This is a genomic window from Streptomyces sp. NPDC051664 (genome assembly GCF_044453545.1).
In the GTDB taxonomy this organism is placed as follows: Bacteria; Actinomycetota; Actinomycetes; order Streptomycetales; family Streptomycetaceae; genus Streptomyces.
Genome location: NZ_JBITCU010000014.1, coordinates 79,038 through 94,042 on the forward strand (window position 1 = coordinate 79,038; position 15,005 = coordinate 94,042).

Annotated in this window: 16 protein-coding genes; 11 read left to right on the forward strand and 5 right to left on the reverse strand. The window is 69.3% G+C overall.

The annotated features are described in order from the left end of the window. The 4 genes from ACIA8E_RS25040 (at window position 1) to ACIA8E_RS25055 (ending at window position 3,982) form a co-directional block, all read left to right on the forward strand. The gene (locus tag ACIA8E_RS25040) at window positions 1-1,233 is read left to right on the forward strand and encodes a CaiB/BaiF CoA transferase family protein (RefSeq protein WP_399301550.1); all 1,233 of its coding nucleotides are present in this window, start codon (window positions 1-3) and stop codon (window positions 1,231-1,233) included. Beyond that, entirely contained in the window at window positions 1,230-2,012 is a 783-nt protein-coding gene (locus ACIA8E_RS25045; protein WP_399301551.1) for a crotonase/enoyl-CoA hydratase family protein, read from the forward strand. Before ACIA8E_RS25040 ends, ACIA8E_RS25045 begins: the two co-directional genes overlap by 4 nt. A 66-nt stretch (window positions 2,013-2,078) precedes the next feature. Continuing rightward, window positions 2,079-3,068 carry a 3-hydroxyacyl-CoA dehydrogenase NAD-binding domain-containing protein gene (locus tag ACIA8E_RS25050; RefSeq protein ID WP_399301552.1) on the forward strand — a complete coding sequence of 330 codons (990 nt, stop codon included), beginning with the start codon at window positions 2,079-2,081 and terminating at the stop codon, window positions 3,066-3,068. Beyond that, a complete protein-coding gene (locus ACIA8E_RS25055) occupies window positions 3,065-3,982 on the forward strand; it encodes a 3-hydroxyacyl-CoA dehydrogenase (RefSeq protein WP_399301553.1) in 918 nt (305 codons plus the stop codon). The genes ACIA8E_RS25050 and ACIA8E_RS25055 overlap by 4 nt, the downstream gene beginning before the upstream one ends. A 168-nt stretch (window positions 3,983-4,150) precedes the next feature. Here the strand turns inward: ACIA8E_RS25055 and ACIA8E_RS25060 are convergent, their stop codons facing one another. The 4 genes from ACIA8E_RS25060 to ACIA8E_RS25075 all read right to left on the reverse strand — a co-directional run bounded on the left by ACIA8E_RS25060 (window position 4,151) and on the right by ACIA8E_RS25075 (window position 6,954). Continuing rightward, window positions 4,151-5,206 carry an LLM class flavin-dependent oxidoreductase gene (locus tag ACIA8E_RS25060; protein ID WP_399301554.1) on the reverse strand — a complete coding sequence of 352 codons (1,056 nt, stop codon included), beginning with the start codon at window positions 5,204-5,206 and terminating at the stop codon, window positions 4,151-4,153. After that, complete coding sequence (locus ACIA8E_RS25065; RefSeq protein WP_399301555.1) at window positions 5,206-5,730, reverse strand: SRPBCC family protein; 525 nt, start codon at window positions 5,728-5,730, stop codon at window positions 5,206-5,208. The genes ACIA8E_RS25060 and ACIA8E_RS25065 overlap by 1 nt, the downstream gene beginning before the upstream one ends. 119 nt (window positions 5,731-5,849) lie before the next feature. After that, window positions 5,850-6,347, reverse strand: a complete 498-nt coding sequence (locus tag ACIA8E_RS25070) for a winged helix-turn-helix transcriptional regulator (RefSeq protein WP_399301556.1) — start codon at window positions 6,345-6,347, stop codon at window positions 5,850-5,852. Window positions 6,348-6,438: 91 nt separating this feature from the next. Beyond that, a complete protein-coding gene (locus ACIA8E_RS25075; protein ID WP_399301557.1) occupies window positions 6,439-6,954 on the reverse strand; it encodes a GNAT family N-acetyltransferase in 516 nt (171 codons plus the stop codon). A gap of 123 nt (window positions 6,955-7,077) precedes the next feature. Between ACIA8E_RS25075 and ACIA8E_RS25080 the strand changes: the two genes are divergently transcribed. Beyond that, window positions 7,078-7,344 carry a hypothetical protein gene (locus ACIA8E_RS25080; RefSeq protein WP_399301558.1) on the forward strand — a complete coding sequence of 89 codons (267 nt, stop codon included), beginning with the start codon at window positions 7,078-7,080 and terminating at the stop codon, window positions 7,342-7,344. Window positions 7,345-7,388: 44 nt separating this feature from the next. On the opposite strand, the gene ACIA8E_RS25085 is transcribed toward ACIA8E_RS25080, so the two are convergent. Further along, window positions 7,389-8,432: an NAD(P)-dependent alcohol dehydrogenase gene (locus tag ACIA8E_RS25085; protein ID WP_399301559.1), complete on the reverse strand. Its 1,044-nt coding sequence runs from the start codon at window positions 8,430-8,432 to the stop codon at window positions 7,389-7,391. A 97-nt stretch (window positions 8,433-8,529) separates the two neighbouring features. On the opposite strand from ACIA8E_RS25085, the gene ACIA8E_RS25090 reads away from it, so the two are divergent. The 6 genes from ACIA8E_RS25090 (at window position 8,530) to ACIA8E_RS25115 (ending at window position 14,812) form a co-directional block, all read left to right on the forward strand. Beyond that, window positions 8,530-9,117 (forward strand): TetR family transcriptional regulator, encoded by a 588-nt coding sequence (locus ACIA8E_RS25090; RefSeq protein WP_399301560.1) that lies wholly within the window; start codon window positions 8,530-8,532, stop codon window positions 9,115-9,117. Between the two features lie 386 nt (window positions 9,118-9,503). Further along, window positions 9,504-11,729, forward strand: coding sequence for an FUSC family protein (locus tag ACIA8E_RS25095; protein ID WP_399301561.1), 2,226 nt, complete (start codon window positions 9,504-9,506; stop codon window positions 11,727-11,729). Window positions 11,730-11,940: 211 nt separating this feature from the next. Continuing rightward, the gene (locus ACIA8E_RS25100; RefSeq protein WP_399301562.1) at window positions 11,941-12,648 is read left to right on the forward strand and encodes a response regulator transcription factor; all 708 of its coding nucleotides are present in this window, start codon (window positions 11,941-11,943) and stop codon (window positions 12,646-12,648) included. Beyond that, the gene (locus ACIA8E_RS25105) at window positions 12,645-14,138 is read left to right on the forward strand and encodes a sensor histidine kinase (protein ID WP_399301563.1); all 1,494 of its coding nucleotides are present in this window, start codon (window positions 12,645-12,647) and stop codon (window positions 14,136-14,138) included. Before ACIA8E_RS25100 ends, ACIA8E_RS25105 begins: the two co-directional genes overlap by 4 nt. A gap of 57 nt (window positions 14,139-14,195) precedes the next feature. Then, window positions 14,196-14,594: a hypothetical protein gene (locus tag ACIA8E_RS25110; RefSeq protein ID WP_399301564.1), complete on the forward strand. Its 399-nt coding sequence runs from the start codon at window positions 14,196-14,198 to the stop codon at window positions 14,592-14,594. Next, window positions 14,594-14,812 (forward strand): hypothetical protein, encoded by a 219-nt coding sequence (locus tag ACIA8E_RS25115; RefSeq protein ID WP_399301565.1) that lies wholly within the window; start codon window positions 14,594-14,596, stop codon window positions 14,810-14,812. The genes ACIA8E_RS25110 and ACIA8E_RS25115 overlap by 1 nt, the downstream gene beginning before the upstream one ends. Window positions 14,813-15,005: the final 193 nt, after the last annotated feature.

A 15,005-nucleotide genomic window follows, 5' to 3' on the forward strand; every position in this document is an offset into this window, starting at 1 on the left:
ATGACCACCGAATCCGTCTTCACCGGCCTGAAGGTCCTCGACGCGTCGAGCTTCATCGCAGGACCGGCCGCGGCCACCGTGCTCTCCGACTTCGGAGCGGACGTGATCAAGATCGAGCCGCCGGGGACGGGCGATCCCCAGCGGCGGCTGAGCTCCGTGCCGCCCAGCCCCAAGGCGCAGGCCAACTACAGCTGGCACCTCGCCAACCGCAACAAGCGCGGCATGGTGATCGACCTGAAGTCACCGGCGGCCACCACGGTCCTCAAGCGCCTCGTCGAGTGGGCCGACGTGGTGATCACCAACTTCCCGCACGGCACACGCGAAAAGCTGCACCTCGGCTACGAAGAGGTCGCGGGCTGGAACCCCCGGGTCGTCTACGCCGACATCACCGGCTTCGGGGACACCGGCCCCGACGCCGGGCAGCCAGGCTTCGACCTGACCGCCGCCTGGTCGCGCAGCGGACTGCTGGCCTCCACCCGGGACGCGGGAGCCCCGCCGACGGTGCCGGTCTGGGGCAGCGGCGACTACATGTCGGCGATCGCGATCTACGCGGCGATCGTGACCGCCCTGTACCGCCGTGAGCGCACGGGACAAGGAGCCAGTGTCGGGACGTCGCTGCTCGCCGCGGGCGTCTGGGCCACGGGAACGCTCGTGGCCGGCGCGCTCGCCGGCGGCACGCCGTTCGAGCTGCACGACCGGAAGGCCCCGGCGAACCCGCTGATCAACCCCTACCGGACCGCGGACGACGAGTGGTTCATGCTGGTCGCCTCTCCCCCGCACTGGCCGGGACTGGCGCGGGCCATCGGGCACCCCGAGCTGCTCGAGGATCCCCGTTTCTCGGACATCGAGGGCTTCGTCAAGAACTCCGCCGCACTGAGCGAGCTGCTCGACGCCGAGTTCCGCACGCAGCCCTTCGCCCACTGGAAGGACGCCCTGGGCCGGGAACGCGTCACCTACAGCCTCATTCAGACGCCGGAGCAGGCCGCGCAGGACCCGCAGCTACGCGCGAACGACATCGTGGTGCCACTGGAAGGAGTCAGCGGGCTGGACGAAACCATCAGCAGTCCGGTCAACCTCCGAGGGGTGCCGAAGGTGCCGGCGAAACGAGCGCCCGATCTCGGTGAGCACAACGACGAGATCCTCGCCGAGCTGGGATTCGGCCCCGCCGAGATCGCCGAGCTGCGCGCCCAGGGAACGATCCCCGGCACGACGGAAGGCGAGGCGTCGCCATGAGCACGGCGTCCGAAGCGTCCGACACGGTGCTCCACGAGCGCCGCGGCGGCGTGCTGACCATCACCCTGAACCGCCCGGCGCAGAAGAACGCCGTGGACCACGAGGTCGCGGTACGGCTCGCGTCGGCCTTGGACCTGCTCGACACGGACCCGGAGCTGTCTGTCGGCGTACTCACGGGCGCGGGCGGGGTGTTCAGCGCCGGCATGGACCTGAAGGCATTCTCCAGGGGTGAGCTGCCGGTGCTCCCCGGCCGGGGTTTCGGCGGGCTCACCGGCACGGCGGTGCGCAAGCCGTTGATCGCCGCGGTCGAGGGCTGGGCGCTCGGCGGCGGCTTCGAGATGGTGCTCGCCTGCGACCTGATCGTGGCCGCGGAAGACGCCCGGTTCGGGCTTCCCGAGGTCACGCGCGGTCTTGTGGCAGCAGCGGGCGGACTGGTCAGGCTGCCGCGCCGCCTTCCGTACCACGTAGCCGCGCGCGTACTGCTCACGGGCGAGCCGCTGACCGCAGCCGAGGGCAAGGAGTACGGCCTCGTCAATGAGCTGACCCCATCCGGCGCCGCGCTGGACGCGGCCCGCGAGCTGGCGGAGCGCGTCGCGCGGAACGCACCGCTGGCACTGGCGGCCGTCAAGGAGGTTCTGCGTGAAACGCAGGGCTTGAACGAGAGCGACGCCTTCACACGCCAGGACGAGCTCACGAGCGGGCTGTTCTCCAGCGAGGACGCGCGGGAGGGCGCACAGGCGTTCGCCGAGAAGCGCGCCCCTGTCTGGCACGGCCGCTGAAGCCGGCCAGGTCAGCCGCCCCCTCCCCCACAGCCCGCGTCCGACTCCCAGGAGCAGTGACCAACCATGAATGCGCACAGACCCGTCCACCGCGTGGCAATCGTCGGCACCGGCACCATCGGTGCGAGCTGGGCGACGCACTATCTCGTCCGAGGCTTCGACGTGACGGCGACCGACCCCGCCCCCACCGCCGAGTCGGCCCTGCGTGCGTACGTGGAGGCGGCATGGGACGCGGCGGCCACGATCGGGCTCGCGCCCGGTGCCTCGCCCGATCGCCTGAGTTTCACCGCGGACCTGCGTCAGGCCGTCGCGGACGCCGATTTCGTACAGGAGAACGCGCCGGAACGCCCGGAGCTCAAGGTCCCGCTGTTCGCCGACATCGATGACGCCACGCCGCCGGGCGCGATCATCGCGTCGAGTTCGTCGGGCATCACGATGAGCGTCATCCAGGCCGAGTGCCGGCGTCCGGAGCGGACCGTCATCGGCCATCCCTTCAACCCCCCGCACATCGTCCCGCTCGTCGAGGTCGTCGGCGGCACGAAGACCGCCCCGGAGACGATCCGGGACGCCATGTCGTTCTACGCCGCGATCGGCAAGAAGCCGATCCACCTCAAGAAGGAGCTGCCCGGGCACGTCGCCAACCGTATCCAGGCCGCGCTGTACCGCGAGGTCGTCCACCTGGTCCAGGAGGGGGTACTCGACGTGGCGGACTCCGACGACGCGGTGTCCTGGGGACCGGGGCTCAGATGGGGCGTCATGGGCCCCCATCTGCTGTGGCATCTCGGCGGAGGAGAGGGCGGCATCGAGCACTTCATGGACACCCTCATGCCTCGGATGGTGGCGTCCTGGCAGGAACTGGGCACGCCCGAGTTCACGCCCGAGCTCAAGGAGAAGATCGTGCGCGGCGTCATGGAGGAGGCGGACGGCCGCTCGGTCGACGAACTGGCCGCTCGGCGCGACGCGATGCTCTCGGCCCTGCTGGCCGTGCGCGGGCAGTACGACCCGTCCGGCCCGCCGAGCGCCGCCGCCGGTCGCCCGGCGAAGGAGGGACCGTGACGGGAAGCCGGGAGAAACTGTTCGTGCTCGAGGCCAGCAGTGGCGGTCGACTGTTCTCCGTGAACCCCGACGGTTCCGACAAGAAGATTGTCGTCACCGGGTGCAGGATCCCCGACGGGGTCGCCGTCGATGTCGTGGCCGGGCACATCTACTGGACGAACATGGGCCTTCCACCGGAGAACGACGGCTCGATCGAACGCGTGGACCTGGACGGAGGCAACCGGACGACGATCGTCCCCAGCGGCGTCACGCACACGCCCAAGCAACTCCACTTGGAGGCCGCCGGCCGGAAGCTGTACTGGGGTGACCGTGAGGGCATGCGCGTGATGCGCTGCGACCTCGACGGCTCGAACGTCGAAACCCTCGTGCAGACGGGGCAGGGAGATGACGACCGTCGCGACGAAACCAGATGGTGCGTGGGAGTCGCCGTCGACCCTGTGGACGGACACCTCTACTGGACGCAGAAGGGCCCGAGTGACGCGGGGCTCGGGAAGATCCTACGGGCCGGAGTCGACCTGCCCGCCGGGGAGAGAGCGGCCGAACGCGGCGACATCGAAGTGCTGTTCGAGGGGCTGCCGGAGCCGATCGACCTCGAGCTCGACCTCGCGGAGCGCACGCTGTACTGGACGGATCGCGGGGACCCGCCGCGGGGCAACAGCGTGAACCGCTCGCCGATGGACCCGCCGGACGGGCGCCGGACCCCCGAGATCCTGTTGACCCACCTGATGGAAGGCATCGGCCTCACCCTCGATCCGGACGACGGCCGCATGTACGTGACCGACCTGGCCGGGAACGTGTACGCGGCCGATCTCGACGGATCGAACCGGAGGGAGGTCCTCGTCCTGCAGGGGAACCTCACCGGCATCGCCCGTGCCGTGTTGCCCACCGGAACGCGGGTCCGACTTGATCTTTGAGCTGTGGGGCACGGGCAACGGAGGGCCTGAGCCGGGGTGTTCCCTTCGCTGTCGAGCTGCCGATCAGTCCCTCGGCGAGCGGCTTGCGGTGTGCCTGTCTTCGCGCGCCGGGCCTCGACCTGCACCGCCCCGGCTGACGCCTGTTCGACTCCACCGCGGATGAGGCCATCATGCGGTCCTATTCATGTCACGGACCAGATCGAGGGCGCGGCCGAGGGTGGCCAGCCGGGCGTCCAGCGTCTCGCCGGCGGGGTAGAAGCGGACGGTGTCGACCCCGGCGTCGCGCCATACCCGCAGCCGCTCGCGCACCATGTCCTCGGTGCCGATCAGCGTGGTGCCCAGCACCATCTCATCGGTGACCAGCCCGGCCGCCCCCTGCCGGTCCCCGGCCTGCCAGCGCTGCCGGACCTCGGCCGCCACCTCGGCCCATCCCTGACGGCTGTAGGCGTCGTTGTAGAAGTTCTTGCCGACGGAACCCATCCCGCCCAGGCTGAAGGCCAGTTCCTTCTTGCGGCCCGCCACGATCGCGCCCAACGCGTCCTCGTCCTCGGCGAAGGCCACCTCGGCGCCCTGGCAGATGTCGAGATCGGCGCGCGAGCGGCCGGCAGCGGCCAGGCCTGCGTCCAGATGGTCGAAGTAGGCCTCCTTCGCCCCCTCCGGTACGAAGCTGGTGCCCAGCCAGCCGTCGGCGATCTCGCCGGTCAGTTGCAGCATCTTCGGCGAGAGAGTTGCCAGGTAGATCGGGATGTCGTGCTCAGCGCGCATCGACAGGCGCATGGGCTTCGCGTCCCCACCCGGCAGCGGGATCTGGAACTCCCGCCCGTCGTGGGAGAGCTTCTCGCCTGCCATCGCCTTACGCACGATCTCGACGGTCTCCCGCATCCGCGACAGCGGGCGGGTGAACGGGACACCGTGCAGGCCCTCGATCACCTGCGGACCCGACGGGCCCAGCCCCAGCACGAACCGTCCCTGGGAGATCTGCGACAAGGTGATCGCTGCTCGGGCGATGGCCATCGGCGTGCGGGTGCCGAGCTGGATGATCCCGGAGCCGAGCAGCAGGCGATCCGTCCGCGCGGCCAGGTACCCCAGGGGTGACGGCGCTTCCGAGCCCCACGCCTCGGCCACCCAGCAGATGTCCAGGCCGAGCTTCTCGGCCTCGGTCACGAAGTCCACCGCTTCCGGCCAATTGCCCCCGGACGCCTCGATCGTGGTCGACGTGCGCATCACGCACCCGCCTTTCCGGGGTCTTCGGCCAGCTTCTTGATCGCGTCGACCGTGACGCCCATGTTGTGCTCGAATTCCCGCATCCGCACGAAGACGATCTTCTGTTCCTTGTCCGGCATCCGGTCGATCGCGAAGGACAGGCCGGACCTGGCCGGTCCCATCTGCATCCACTGGCGCAGCAGCGTGCCGCCGTCCTGCGGTTCGAGGCTGAACCGCCAGATCGCCGTGGGGTGTTCGGGATCCTCCACCGCCCAGGCGAACACCCGCGGCGGCTGGTACTCAAGGATGTGGGAGGTGGTGGCCCAGTCCCCCAGCGCCTCGTGCTTGCTCCGGCCCACGAAACGGGCCCCCAGCGCGGGACCGGTCGCCCCGTCCAGCCACTCCACCGACTGCAGTTCCGAGCTCATGCGCGGCATCAGTGCGATGTCGGACACCAGCTCCCACACCCGCTCCTGCGGTGCGGAGATCCAGGCCTGCACCTCGACCGTGGGTGTGTCCGCATAGCGCGCTCCCGTCCAGTCCATGGACCGGCAACCCCCTTGTCAATACCGAAGATCCCTGTAGAAAACAGGGCCTGACCACCAAAGTTGCGTAGATAGACTTACCTGTCAAGGCTTGGTTCGGTCTCTGCAGCATCGCTGTGTCAGTGCGCGAACCGTTCCTGCACGTCCGGCCGTTCCGCCAGGTGAGGCGGATAGCCCGGACCCAGCCGAGGGTGGGTGTTCTCGGCGGTCATCGGCTCGCCACAGGCGGCGCAGACCACTTCGGCGTGACTTTCCTGTCCGCAGACGTCGTGGAAATGCGTCACAGGCGGGCCCTGCTCGCCTGCCAGCCAGCGGTCCCCCCACCGGCTCATCGCCAGCAGCACGGTGTAGAAGTCGCGCCCCTTCTCGGTGAGCACATAGTCGTGGCGTACCGGGTCGGTCTGGTAGGGCTGCTTGATCAGCAGCCCCTCGTCCACCAGCCGCCGCAACCTGTCGTTGAGCGTGTTGCGCGCGATTCCCAGCGACTCCTGGAACGCGTCGAATCGCCGGATCCCGTAGAACGCCTCCCGCAGCACCAGTGGCGTCCACCAGTCCCCCAGGAGGTCCATGGTGCGGGCGACCGAGCAGGGCCAGTGGGCAAAGGATGTCCGCCTCATGGGTGCCAGCATACGGTTGGTCTCGAAATGAAACCCAGCAGGCGGGACAGCGGCAGCCGCGTCCACCCCGGCTCCCTCGGAAGATCACAAACTAGATTTCGATCCAGTACCGCCGCACGGGGCCGTGTTCGGTGTCCCGGACGCCCTCGAGGACGCCGTCCTGGTGCTCGATCGTCCTCACCGAGGCAAGGTTGTCGACTTCGCAGACGATCAACACCTGCTCCAGGCCGAGCGTCCGCGCTTCGTCGAGCATCCGGCCCAGCGCCCAGGTGGCCAGCCCACGCCGACGCGAAGACGGCCGGACGCCGTAGCCGATGTGGCCGAACTGCAGCACGTAGTCGTCGAGCCCGTGCCGCAACGCGATTCCGCCGTGCACCCGGTCGCCCTCGACGATCCATCGATACGTACAACCCCGGCCGGTCCCCACGGCTTTCGGACCCGACTCGTCGGCCAGCAGAGCCACCCAGGCCGCGAACCCGGCCGGCGAGTCGACCTCGTCGGCCGGCCCCAGCCCGAATCCATCCTCATGGAGGCCAGGACCCCACTCGTCACGTGCTTCCCGCCAGGCGGCGTACAGGCGGCTGGTGGGCGCGATCAGTTCAGGCACAGGGCAAAGATACCGATCCGGACCACGCCGATCTGCGAATGGAGTGCTGAACGCGTTCCGTGAGCAACTCCGGCAGGCGGTCCACGAATTACGCGGCACGCGAGGACGCGGCAGACTGCCGCCATGTGGATAGCGGCGGCAGCGATGATGCCGATCTTCGTGCTCGGGTTGGCCTCCGCGATCGGCAAAGCTCGTAAAGGCCGGTGGTGGACGGCCGGCGCGGTCTTTCTTCCCGTCCTCGGCATGGTGGGGGTACTGCTCGGCGGCGTGGCGCGGCAGAGCACGTCGTTCTTCTGGCTGGGATGCCTGTTCTTTGTGGCCGGCTTCGGCGCGGAGGCCATGGCCTACTGGAGAACTCGAACTCTCGGGAGAGAGAAGGTGGTTCAGTGACAGGGCGCCACGCCGAGGCAGGTTGAGCCCCGCGCCCTCGCCGCTCAACTCAGGTCGGACATGTCGAGTACGAAGCGGTAGCGGACATCGTTGCGTCCGAGGCGGTCCAGGGCCTCGTTCACGCGCGCCGAAGGGAGCAGTTCGATCTCGGCGGTGATGCCCTTCTCGGCGCAGAAGTCCAGCATGGCGGCGGTCGCAGGCCGGCCGCCGCTGCCTGCGGAGCTGAGCTTCTTGCGTCCCACGAGCAGGTCCATGGTCTCCACGGTGACGGGCCCGAGGTGCCCGAGGTGGCTGAGCGTGCCGTCCATGGCGACCAGACGCAGGTACGGGCCGAGGTCGTGCGGGGCGGAGATGGTGTCGATGACGACGTCGAAGCGGTCACGGGCGGCGGCCATCTGTTCCGGGTCCGTGGAGACGATGAGAGCGTGGGCGCCGAGCTGACGCGCGTCGTCGGCCTTGTCGAGTGAGCGGCTGATGACTGAGGTGTCGGCACCGAGCGCTACGGCGATCTTGACCGCGAGATGGCCCAGGCCACCCAGTCCCGCCACGGCGACGCGGCTGTGCGGCCCCACCCCCAGGGTGTGCAGGGGTTCCCAGACGGTGATCCCGGCGCAGAGCAGTGGAGCGGCGGCGGCCGGATCCAGACCGGCGGGAAGGGGGTAGGCGAATCGGTCGCGGACGACGTATTCGCGGGAGTAGCCGCCCAGGGTGGTCGATCCGTCCTGCCGGTCGACGCCGCCGTAGGTCAGGGTCGGGAAGGCGTGGCAGAAGTTCTCCTGACCGGCCTGGCACATGGGACACCGGCCGCATGAATCGATGATGTTGCCGACCGCCACGGGGTCGCCGACGGAGAAGCGGGTGACCGCGGGTCCGATCTCGGTCACCACGCCGGTGAACTCGTGTCCCGGTACCAACGGACGGGTCTCGTCGCCGTCGTGGCTGCGAAGGGCGTGCAGATCGGTGTGGCAGACGCCGCAGTAGTCCACCCGGACCGCGAGGTCCTCCGGGCGCAGATCACGCCGATTCAGCGGCGTTCGCCGCAGTGCCGCCGTCGAGCCGTCCGCCTGCCAGCCAACTGTTGTTCGCACAGCACATCTCCTAAAACAGACTGTTCTGTCTATTTCAAGGTAGACGCAACCGGGGCCCTAAGGCAAACCAACTGTTCTGTTTGGTAGCCTGGTGGGCATGGCAGACCAGCCCCTGACCTCGCGTGGTGCGGCGACCTACCAGCGCATCCTCGATGTGGCCACCCAGGAATTCGCCCAGCACGGGATCTCCGGAGCACGAATCGAGCGGATCGTGGCCGCGGCCCGCACCAACAAGGCGCAGCTGTATGCCTACTTCGGCAACAAGGAAGGGCTCTTCGACGCCATCTTCTTCGGTTCGCTGGAGCGGATCACGAACGTTGTCCCGATCGGCGCCAGCGACCTCGCGGACTGGGCGGTACGCCTCTACGACGAGTACCTCCGCCGCCCCGACCTCATCCGGCTGGCCACGTGGGCGCGTCTGGAACGCCGCCCGGCCGGTCACCTGGTGGACGGCCGCGACCGCCTCGACGACCACAAGCTGCGCGCCATCGCCGAAGCCCAAGCCGCCGGTCTGGTGCGCCAGGGAGATCCGTTCGACGTGATGGCCATGGTCATTGCCATGTCGATGGCCTGGTCACCGGTCAGCAACGTCTACGCGGCAACCGCCCAGGAACCCCCCGAGGTACACGAGCCGCGTCGCATCCTCCTCCGCGAATGCGTCCGGCGTGCCATGGCAGCTGACTGACGGAGAACAGATGACGTCGGTCCGGTCCGCTTTCCACGGTGCACTCGACCGCCGGCCTCACCCTCGCCCCGCCTCCAGTCGCCGTTCGACAAGGACACCGGCGATGGCGGGGCCCATACGGAGGGGCCCGGTGAACGCACCGGGCCCCTTGCGCCGTATGCCTAGGCCTTCGTCAGCTCAGCTCAGCTGAACGGTGTCGACGACCCGCGGGTGGAGCGTCACTCAACACTGCGCGAGCCCCGGGCCGGTCAGACCGGCCGGGCAGATACTGTCGCTCGATGGGATACGCGGGCGCCCCGCGACAGGAGGTGTGCGAGCGAATGCAGACACCTGGCCACATCCGGGTCGGGCGGCCCCTTGCGTGGTTGCGTACCCACGATCCGGAGTTGGCTGCGACCCGCCGGGCCGCACGCACTGCACTGGTGATGCCCGTGCTGTTCGCATTCTGCAGCCAGGTGCTCCACTCGCCGACGATGGCGACCTTCGCGGCCTTCGGTTCGTTCTCGATGCTGCTGCTGGTGGAATTCACCGGCCCGATGGTGCAACGGCTGCGCGCTCACTTGGGCCTCGCGATGGCCTGGGCGGTACTCATCTGCCTGAGCACGCTCGTGGCCGGCGAGACCTGGCTCGCGGTCATCGTCACCGTCGTGGTCGGCTTCCTGGTGCTCTTCTCCGGCGTGGTCAGCTCCGTCCTCGCGGAGGCGACAACCGCTCTGCTGTTGGCCTTCATCCTGCCGGTGGCCTCGCCCGCACCACTGTCCCAGCTGCCCGACAGACTCGCTGGAGCGGGCTTTGCGGCGGTCGGCGCCCTGCTCGCGATCTCCCTCATGTGGCCCCGACCCGCCGCCGACCCGCTCGCTGCGCACGCCGCCCGTGTCTGCCGGACCGCCGCAGCACAACTACGCGCCGATGCCTACCGGCTGACCGAGGAACCTGACGCACCCAGCACCCGGCAGTGCAAGGACACCGCCGATCAGGCCGTTGCAGCGGCATCCGACCTCCGTACTGCCTTCGACGCCACCCCCTATCGGCCCACCGGACTGTCCACCAGCTCTCGCGCCCTGGTCCGTCTGGTCGACGAACTCACCTGGCTGAGCACCATCGTGGCCGACAGCAGTCCCCCGCGCCGCGGCCGCCCGACCTGTGATCCCGAAGCACACGCCGTTCGACAGGGTGCCTCCGCGGTCCTGGACCAGGCGGCCGACCTGCTCGACGCACCGTACGGCGCACCAGACGCGCTCCGAACCGCCTCGGTCGACCTGCACGAGGCCATGACCGCCATGGAACGCGGCGCGACCACCCGGCTGCCCACGCACCCGCCCGGGCCTGGCACGGAGTGGGAGCCCCGCGCCTTCATCGAAACCCTGGACATGTCGTTCCGCGCCCAGGAACTGGGTTTCGCAACCCGCCAGATCGCAAGCAACGTGGACCTGGCAGCGGCGGCCCAACGACGCAGTTGGCGGGATCGGCTGCTCGGCCGCGAGCCCGGCGCCCTGACTCGACCGCTGGCGTCGGCCTGCGAACGGGCAGCCGCCCATCTCCGGCCGAACTCGGTCTGGCTGCACAACAGCCTCCGGGGAGCGGTCGGCCTGGGCATCGCGGTTGCCCTGGCCGACCTGACGAGCGTTCAGCACTCGTTCTGGGTACTCCTGGGGACCCTCTCGGTGCTGCGCTCGAACGCGCTCAACACCGGGCAGAACGCGGTCCGCGCCTTGGGCGGCACGATCGCGGGTTCGCTCATCGGGGCCGGACTGCTGCATCTCATCGGCCACCACGGCACCTTGCTCTGGTTCCTGCTGCCCCTCGCCGTACTGATCGCCGGCATCGCCCCCTCAGCCATTTCCTTCGCCGCCGGCCAGGCAGCCTTCACCATCACTCTGGTGATCATGTTCAACATCGGCCGTAACCCGGACTGGCACATCGCGCTGCTGCGGATCCAGGACATCGGCATCGGCTGCGCGGTAAGCGTCCTGGTGGGCCTGTTCTTCTGGCCGCGCGGCGCCGCCACCGCCGTCGACCAGGCGCTCGCCGAGGCGTACACGGACAGCGCCCGGTATCTGGCCGGGGCGGTGGATTACGCGGTCAGCCGCTGCAGCTCCGGGCCTGCACCAGCCGACGCTCCAGTGCAGGAGAGACGCCAAGCGGCCGCCGCCGCCCGAAGACTCGACGACGCCTTCCGCAGCTACCTCGCCGAACGCGGTCCGAAACGTGTGCCGCTGGCGGACATGACCACCCTGGTCACCGGCGTCGTCGGACTGCGCCTCGCCGCCGACGCCGTGCTCGGACTATGGCAGCGCGACAGCGAACAGCACACCGAAGCGGACCGGGCCGAAGGCCGCCTCGTACTACTGGACGTCGCCGGGCGAGTGTCCGACTGGTACCGCGACCTGGCGGCCGGCCTCGGTCGGCACACCTCGCTCCCGGATCCGCTGCCACGTAATCCTGCCGCCGAGGCTCGCCTGGTCCACTCCCTCCGCCACGACCTGCGTGACGAAAACGGGCCGGCCACAGCCACAACCGTCCGCATCATCTGGACCGCCGACCACCTCAACGCCGCCCGCCGCCTCCAGCCGGCACTGGCAGCTGCGGCGAGGCCGGGCAGTCCGTCCTGACCCAGGAAATCCCCACTCCAACTGCCCTTCTGAGCAGGCCGCCCGTTCGCCGCAGTCACACGGTGCCCGCCCGAACAACCGCTCCCTCTCACATCCTCGATCAGGCATCCAGGGGTGAGCGAGACACATCTCTGGCATTGTCCCGGTAGTCACGGTAGTCACGGTGAGGTATGCACCACTCCGGTGCAGGGACCGCGAGAGGGAGGGCCGGATGAGTGGCGTCGGTCGCGGACAGGTGCTGGTGGTGGACGACGATCCGGCGATCCGGCGTTCGCTCGAGCGGGGACTGCGGTTGGCCGGTTTCGCGGTAGCCCTTGCCGGGGGAGGGCGGCCGGCTCTGGCTCATGTGCGCCGGGAACCGACCGATGTGGTCGTCCTCGACATCTCCATGCCCGATCTCGACGGAATCCAGGTGTGCCGGGCCTTGCGCGAGTACGGCAACGACCTGCCCGTGCTGATGCTGTCGGCGCTGGACGAGACGGCGGACCGTATCGCCGGGCTGCAGGCGGGTGGCGACGACTACCTGATCAAGCCGTTCTCGCTGCAGGAGTTGGTGCTGCGGCTGGATGCTCTGCTGCGCCGACGGCCACCCAGGAACACGGACATGGTCCGCGTCGGCCGTCTGGTGCTGGAACCGGCCTCCCGTGAAGCACGGTTGGACACCGAGTTGCTGGCGCTGACCCGGCGGGAGTTCGAGCTGTTGGAGGTCCTCGCTCGCAATGCGGGGATCGTACTCACCCGGGACCAGCTGCTGGAGCGTGTCTGGGGATACGACGTCGAGGTGCGTACCGATGCCGTCGACACCTTCGTCAGCTATCTGCGGCGCAAGCTCGAGAGCAGCGGCCGGGCACGGATCATCCATACCGTCCGGGGAGTCGGTTTCGTCCTGCGCCCGGACAGCGGGGGTGGAAACGAGTGAAGCTGGCCACGCGCATCGCGCTCGCCGTCGGTGCCACCGTGCCGGTGTTGGTGCTGGCGGCGGGATGGCTGCTGCTCCTGCTGGTCGGCAATGACCTGCATGCTGAGCAGGACGCTCATCTCCGGGAGCGCGCCGACGCAGCCGCCGGGAATGCCCGCCAGCTGTTGCGGGTCACCGCCGCCGACCGTCCCGCAGCGGTCGAGCAAGCCCGTGAACGGCAGTTGTACGCCTCCGGCCTGGATGTCGGCATCCGGCTGACGGGGCCGCACGGCATCGTCTCGGGGGGCCCGCAGCCCGACGCCTCCGTGCCCCTGCCGACCCGTGCACGAACGCCGGTCACCGTCGAGGACGGGGCCAGGAGCTGGCGGGTGCTGTCGGTCCGTGTGCAGGGCTCACGCCCCGGAGTCCAGGGCACACTGTGGCTGTTCTCCCCCGACACCGCGAGCAAGGACCAACTGGCTCTCGTACGCCGACGCGTGGTGACCGTGGCGCTGCTGGCAGCCGTGACATCCGGTCTGATGGCGTTGGCTGTCGCCTCACGGGCCGGCCGCCCGCTGCGCCGACTGCAACAGCGCACCAGCGGCCTCGACCCGAGGGTGGATGCGGCCAGGCTCGACCACACACGGACCGGGGTCATCGAGGTCGACGATCTCGCCCGGACTCTGCAGACCGTCCTGGCCCGCTACGACGAACAAGCCGCGCGGACCACGGAGGCCCTGACCACCGCCCGGTCGTTCGCGGCCGCCGCGGCCCATGAACTGCGCACCCCGCTGATGAGCATGCAGACGAACCTGGAGATCCTCGCGCACCATCCCGACCTCGCATCGGCGGACCGGGACGAGGTCCTGGGAGATCTCCAGGCCGAGCACGCTCGGCTGCTGGGCCTGCTGGTGATGCTCAGGGAACTCGGACGGGGCGACCTGGTCGAGGCCGATGCCTTCGGCCCGGTGGACCTCACCGAAGTGATCGACGCCTCCGTCGCCGACGCCAGGCGCAGGTACCCAACGGCGGAGATCACTGTGCCGGTCATGCCGCGTCTGAGCGTGCACGCATGGGAGCCCGGGGTGCGAACCATCATCGACAACCTCCTGGCCAATGCCCTGATTCACGGACGGAGCAGGGACGGACGGGCACGAGTGGAACTGGGCCTTCGAGCGGGCGGACACCCCACGGGACCGACCGCCGTGCTGACGATCGACGACCGTGGCCCCGGCATCCTTCCGTCGCAGCGTGATGCCGTGTTCCATCGCTTCGAGCGCGGACCGGACAGCCCCGGCTCCGGACTCGGCCTGACCCTGGTCGCGCAACAGGCCGCCCTGCACACAGGCCGTGTCCGGATCCAGGACTGCCCTGGCGGCCGGGGTACGCGGATCGAGGTCCGGCTCCCCGTGCGAGACAGCAGGCAGACCGAGATTCCCCTGCCGGCCGAGCGGGACTGGCTGATCGTGACCGCCGAGCGCCCACAAGGTTTCCACAAAGATGGCTCCTAACTTCTCCGCATGCGCAGGCACATGGGCCTCGCACCCGCTCCCGGAGGAGACACCGTCATGAGGACCGCCAAGACCGCTGCCCTGGCTCTCACCGCCGTCAGCGCACTGCTCGCCGCCGCAGGCACAGCCTCGGCCGGCGGCGGAACGCCGGCGCCGAACGCCACGCCGACCGGAGACGGAGCGCACGCGCTGTGCAAGCGGGTACCGAAGGTCGAGAAGCGTCTCGAACGAGCCCTGAAGCGCCTCGGCGCGGACGCGACGCGGCGCGGCTCCATCGCCCGGCTGGCGAAGCGGGTGGAAAACGCGAAGACAGCCGGTCACACCGAGATCGAGACCTACCTCAACGACAAGCTCACCTTCCGCCGCTCCCTAGTTCCCACCCTCGAGAAGCGCCAGAAGGACCTGACCGCGGTCAAGACCTGGTGCAAGGCCGACAACAACGGGAGCGAGAACTGATGGCCCGCAGCACCGCCGCCGCTGTCGCGGCCACCCTCCTGCTTCTCACTGCCGTCACCGGCTGCAGTCAGGGCGGTGACGACAAGGGCAGCGGAAGTGCCGACCGTCCCGTCACGACCAACCCCGCAGAGGTCACCCGCATGAAGCGACTCGTGGATGCCGCCGAATCGGCCGCCGCCGCAGCGGAATCCGCAGCGGCAGAAGACAGCAATGACTGACGTGCTCCCTCACGTCGTCGCTCACACGTGGTCACGGTGTCGCCGTGCAGATCGCGTAGGCGGTGAGAGGGACTCCTGAGTCACTCGTGACCTGCCACCCAGTGGGTGCGGCACCCTCCGTGGCGGGGATCGGCCCATCATAGTTGACGACCGTATCGACCGAAGTGTCCCAGCCGCCGCCGACGGCGACGTC

Coding starts and splice junctions, on each gene's coding strand:
- ACIA8E_RS25040 (WP_399301550.1), top strand. CDS start 1: ATGACCACCGAATCCGTCTTCACCGGCCTGAAGGTCCTCGACGCGTCG.
- ACIA8E_RS25045 (WP_399301551.1), top strand. CDS start 1,230: ATGAGCACGGCGTCCGAAGCGTCCGACACGGTGCTCCACGAGCGCCGC.
- ACIA8E_RS25050 (WP_399301552.1), top strand. CDS start 2,079: ATGAATGCGCACAGACCCGTCCACCGCGTGGCAATCGTCGGCACCGGC.
- ACIA8E_RS25060 (WP_399301554.1), bottom strand. CDS start 5,206: ATGCGCACGTCGACCACGATCGAGGCGTCCGGGGGCAATTGGCCGGAA.
- ACIA8E_RS25065 (WP_399301555.1), bottom strand. CDS start 5,730: ATGGACTGGACGGGAGCGCGCTATGCGGACACACCCACGGTCGAGGTG.
- ACIA8E_RS25070 (WP_399301556.1), bottom strand. CDS start 6,347: ATGAGGCGGACATCCTTTGCCCACTGGCCCTGCTCGGTCGCCCGCACC.
- ACIA8E_RS25080 (WP_399301558.1), top strand. CDS start 7,078: ATGTGGATAGCGGCGGCAGCGATGATGCCGATCTTCGTGCTCGGGTTG.
- ACIA8E_RS25090 (WP_399301560.1), top strand. CDS start 8,530: ATGGCAGACCAGCCCCTGACCTCGCGTGGTGCGGCGACCTACCAGCGC.
- ACIA8E_RS25100 (WP_399301562.1), top strand. CDS start 11,941: ATGAGTGGCGTCGGTCGCGGACAGGTGCTGGTGGTGGACGACGATCCG.
- ACIA8E_RS25110 (WP_399301564.1), top strand. CDS start 14,196: ATGAGGACCGCCAAGACCGCTGCCCTGGCTCTCACCGCCGTCAGCGCA.
- ACIA8E_RS25115 (WP_399301565.1), top strand. CDS start 14,594: ATGGCCCGCAGCACCGCCGCCGCTGTCGCGGCCACCCTCCTGCTTCTC.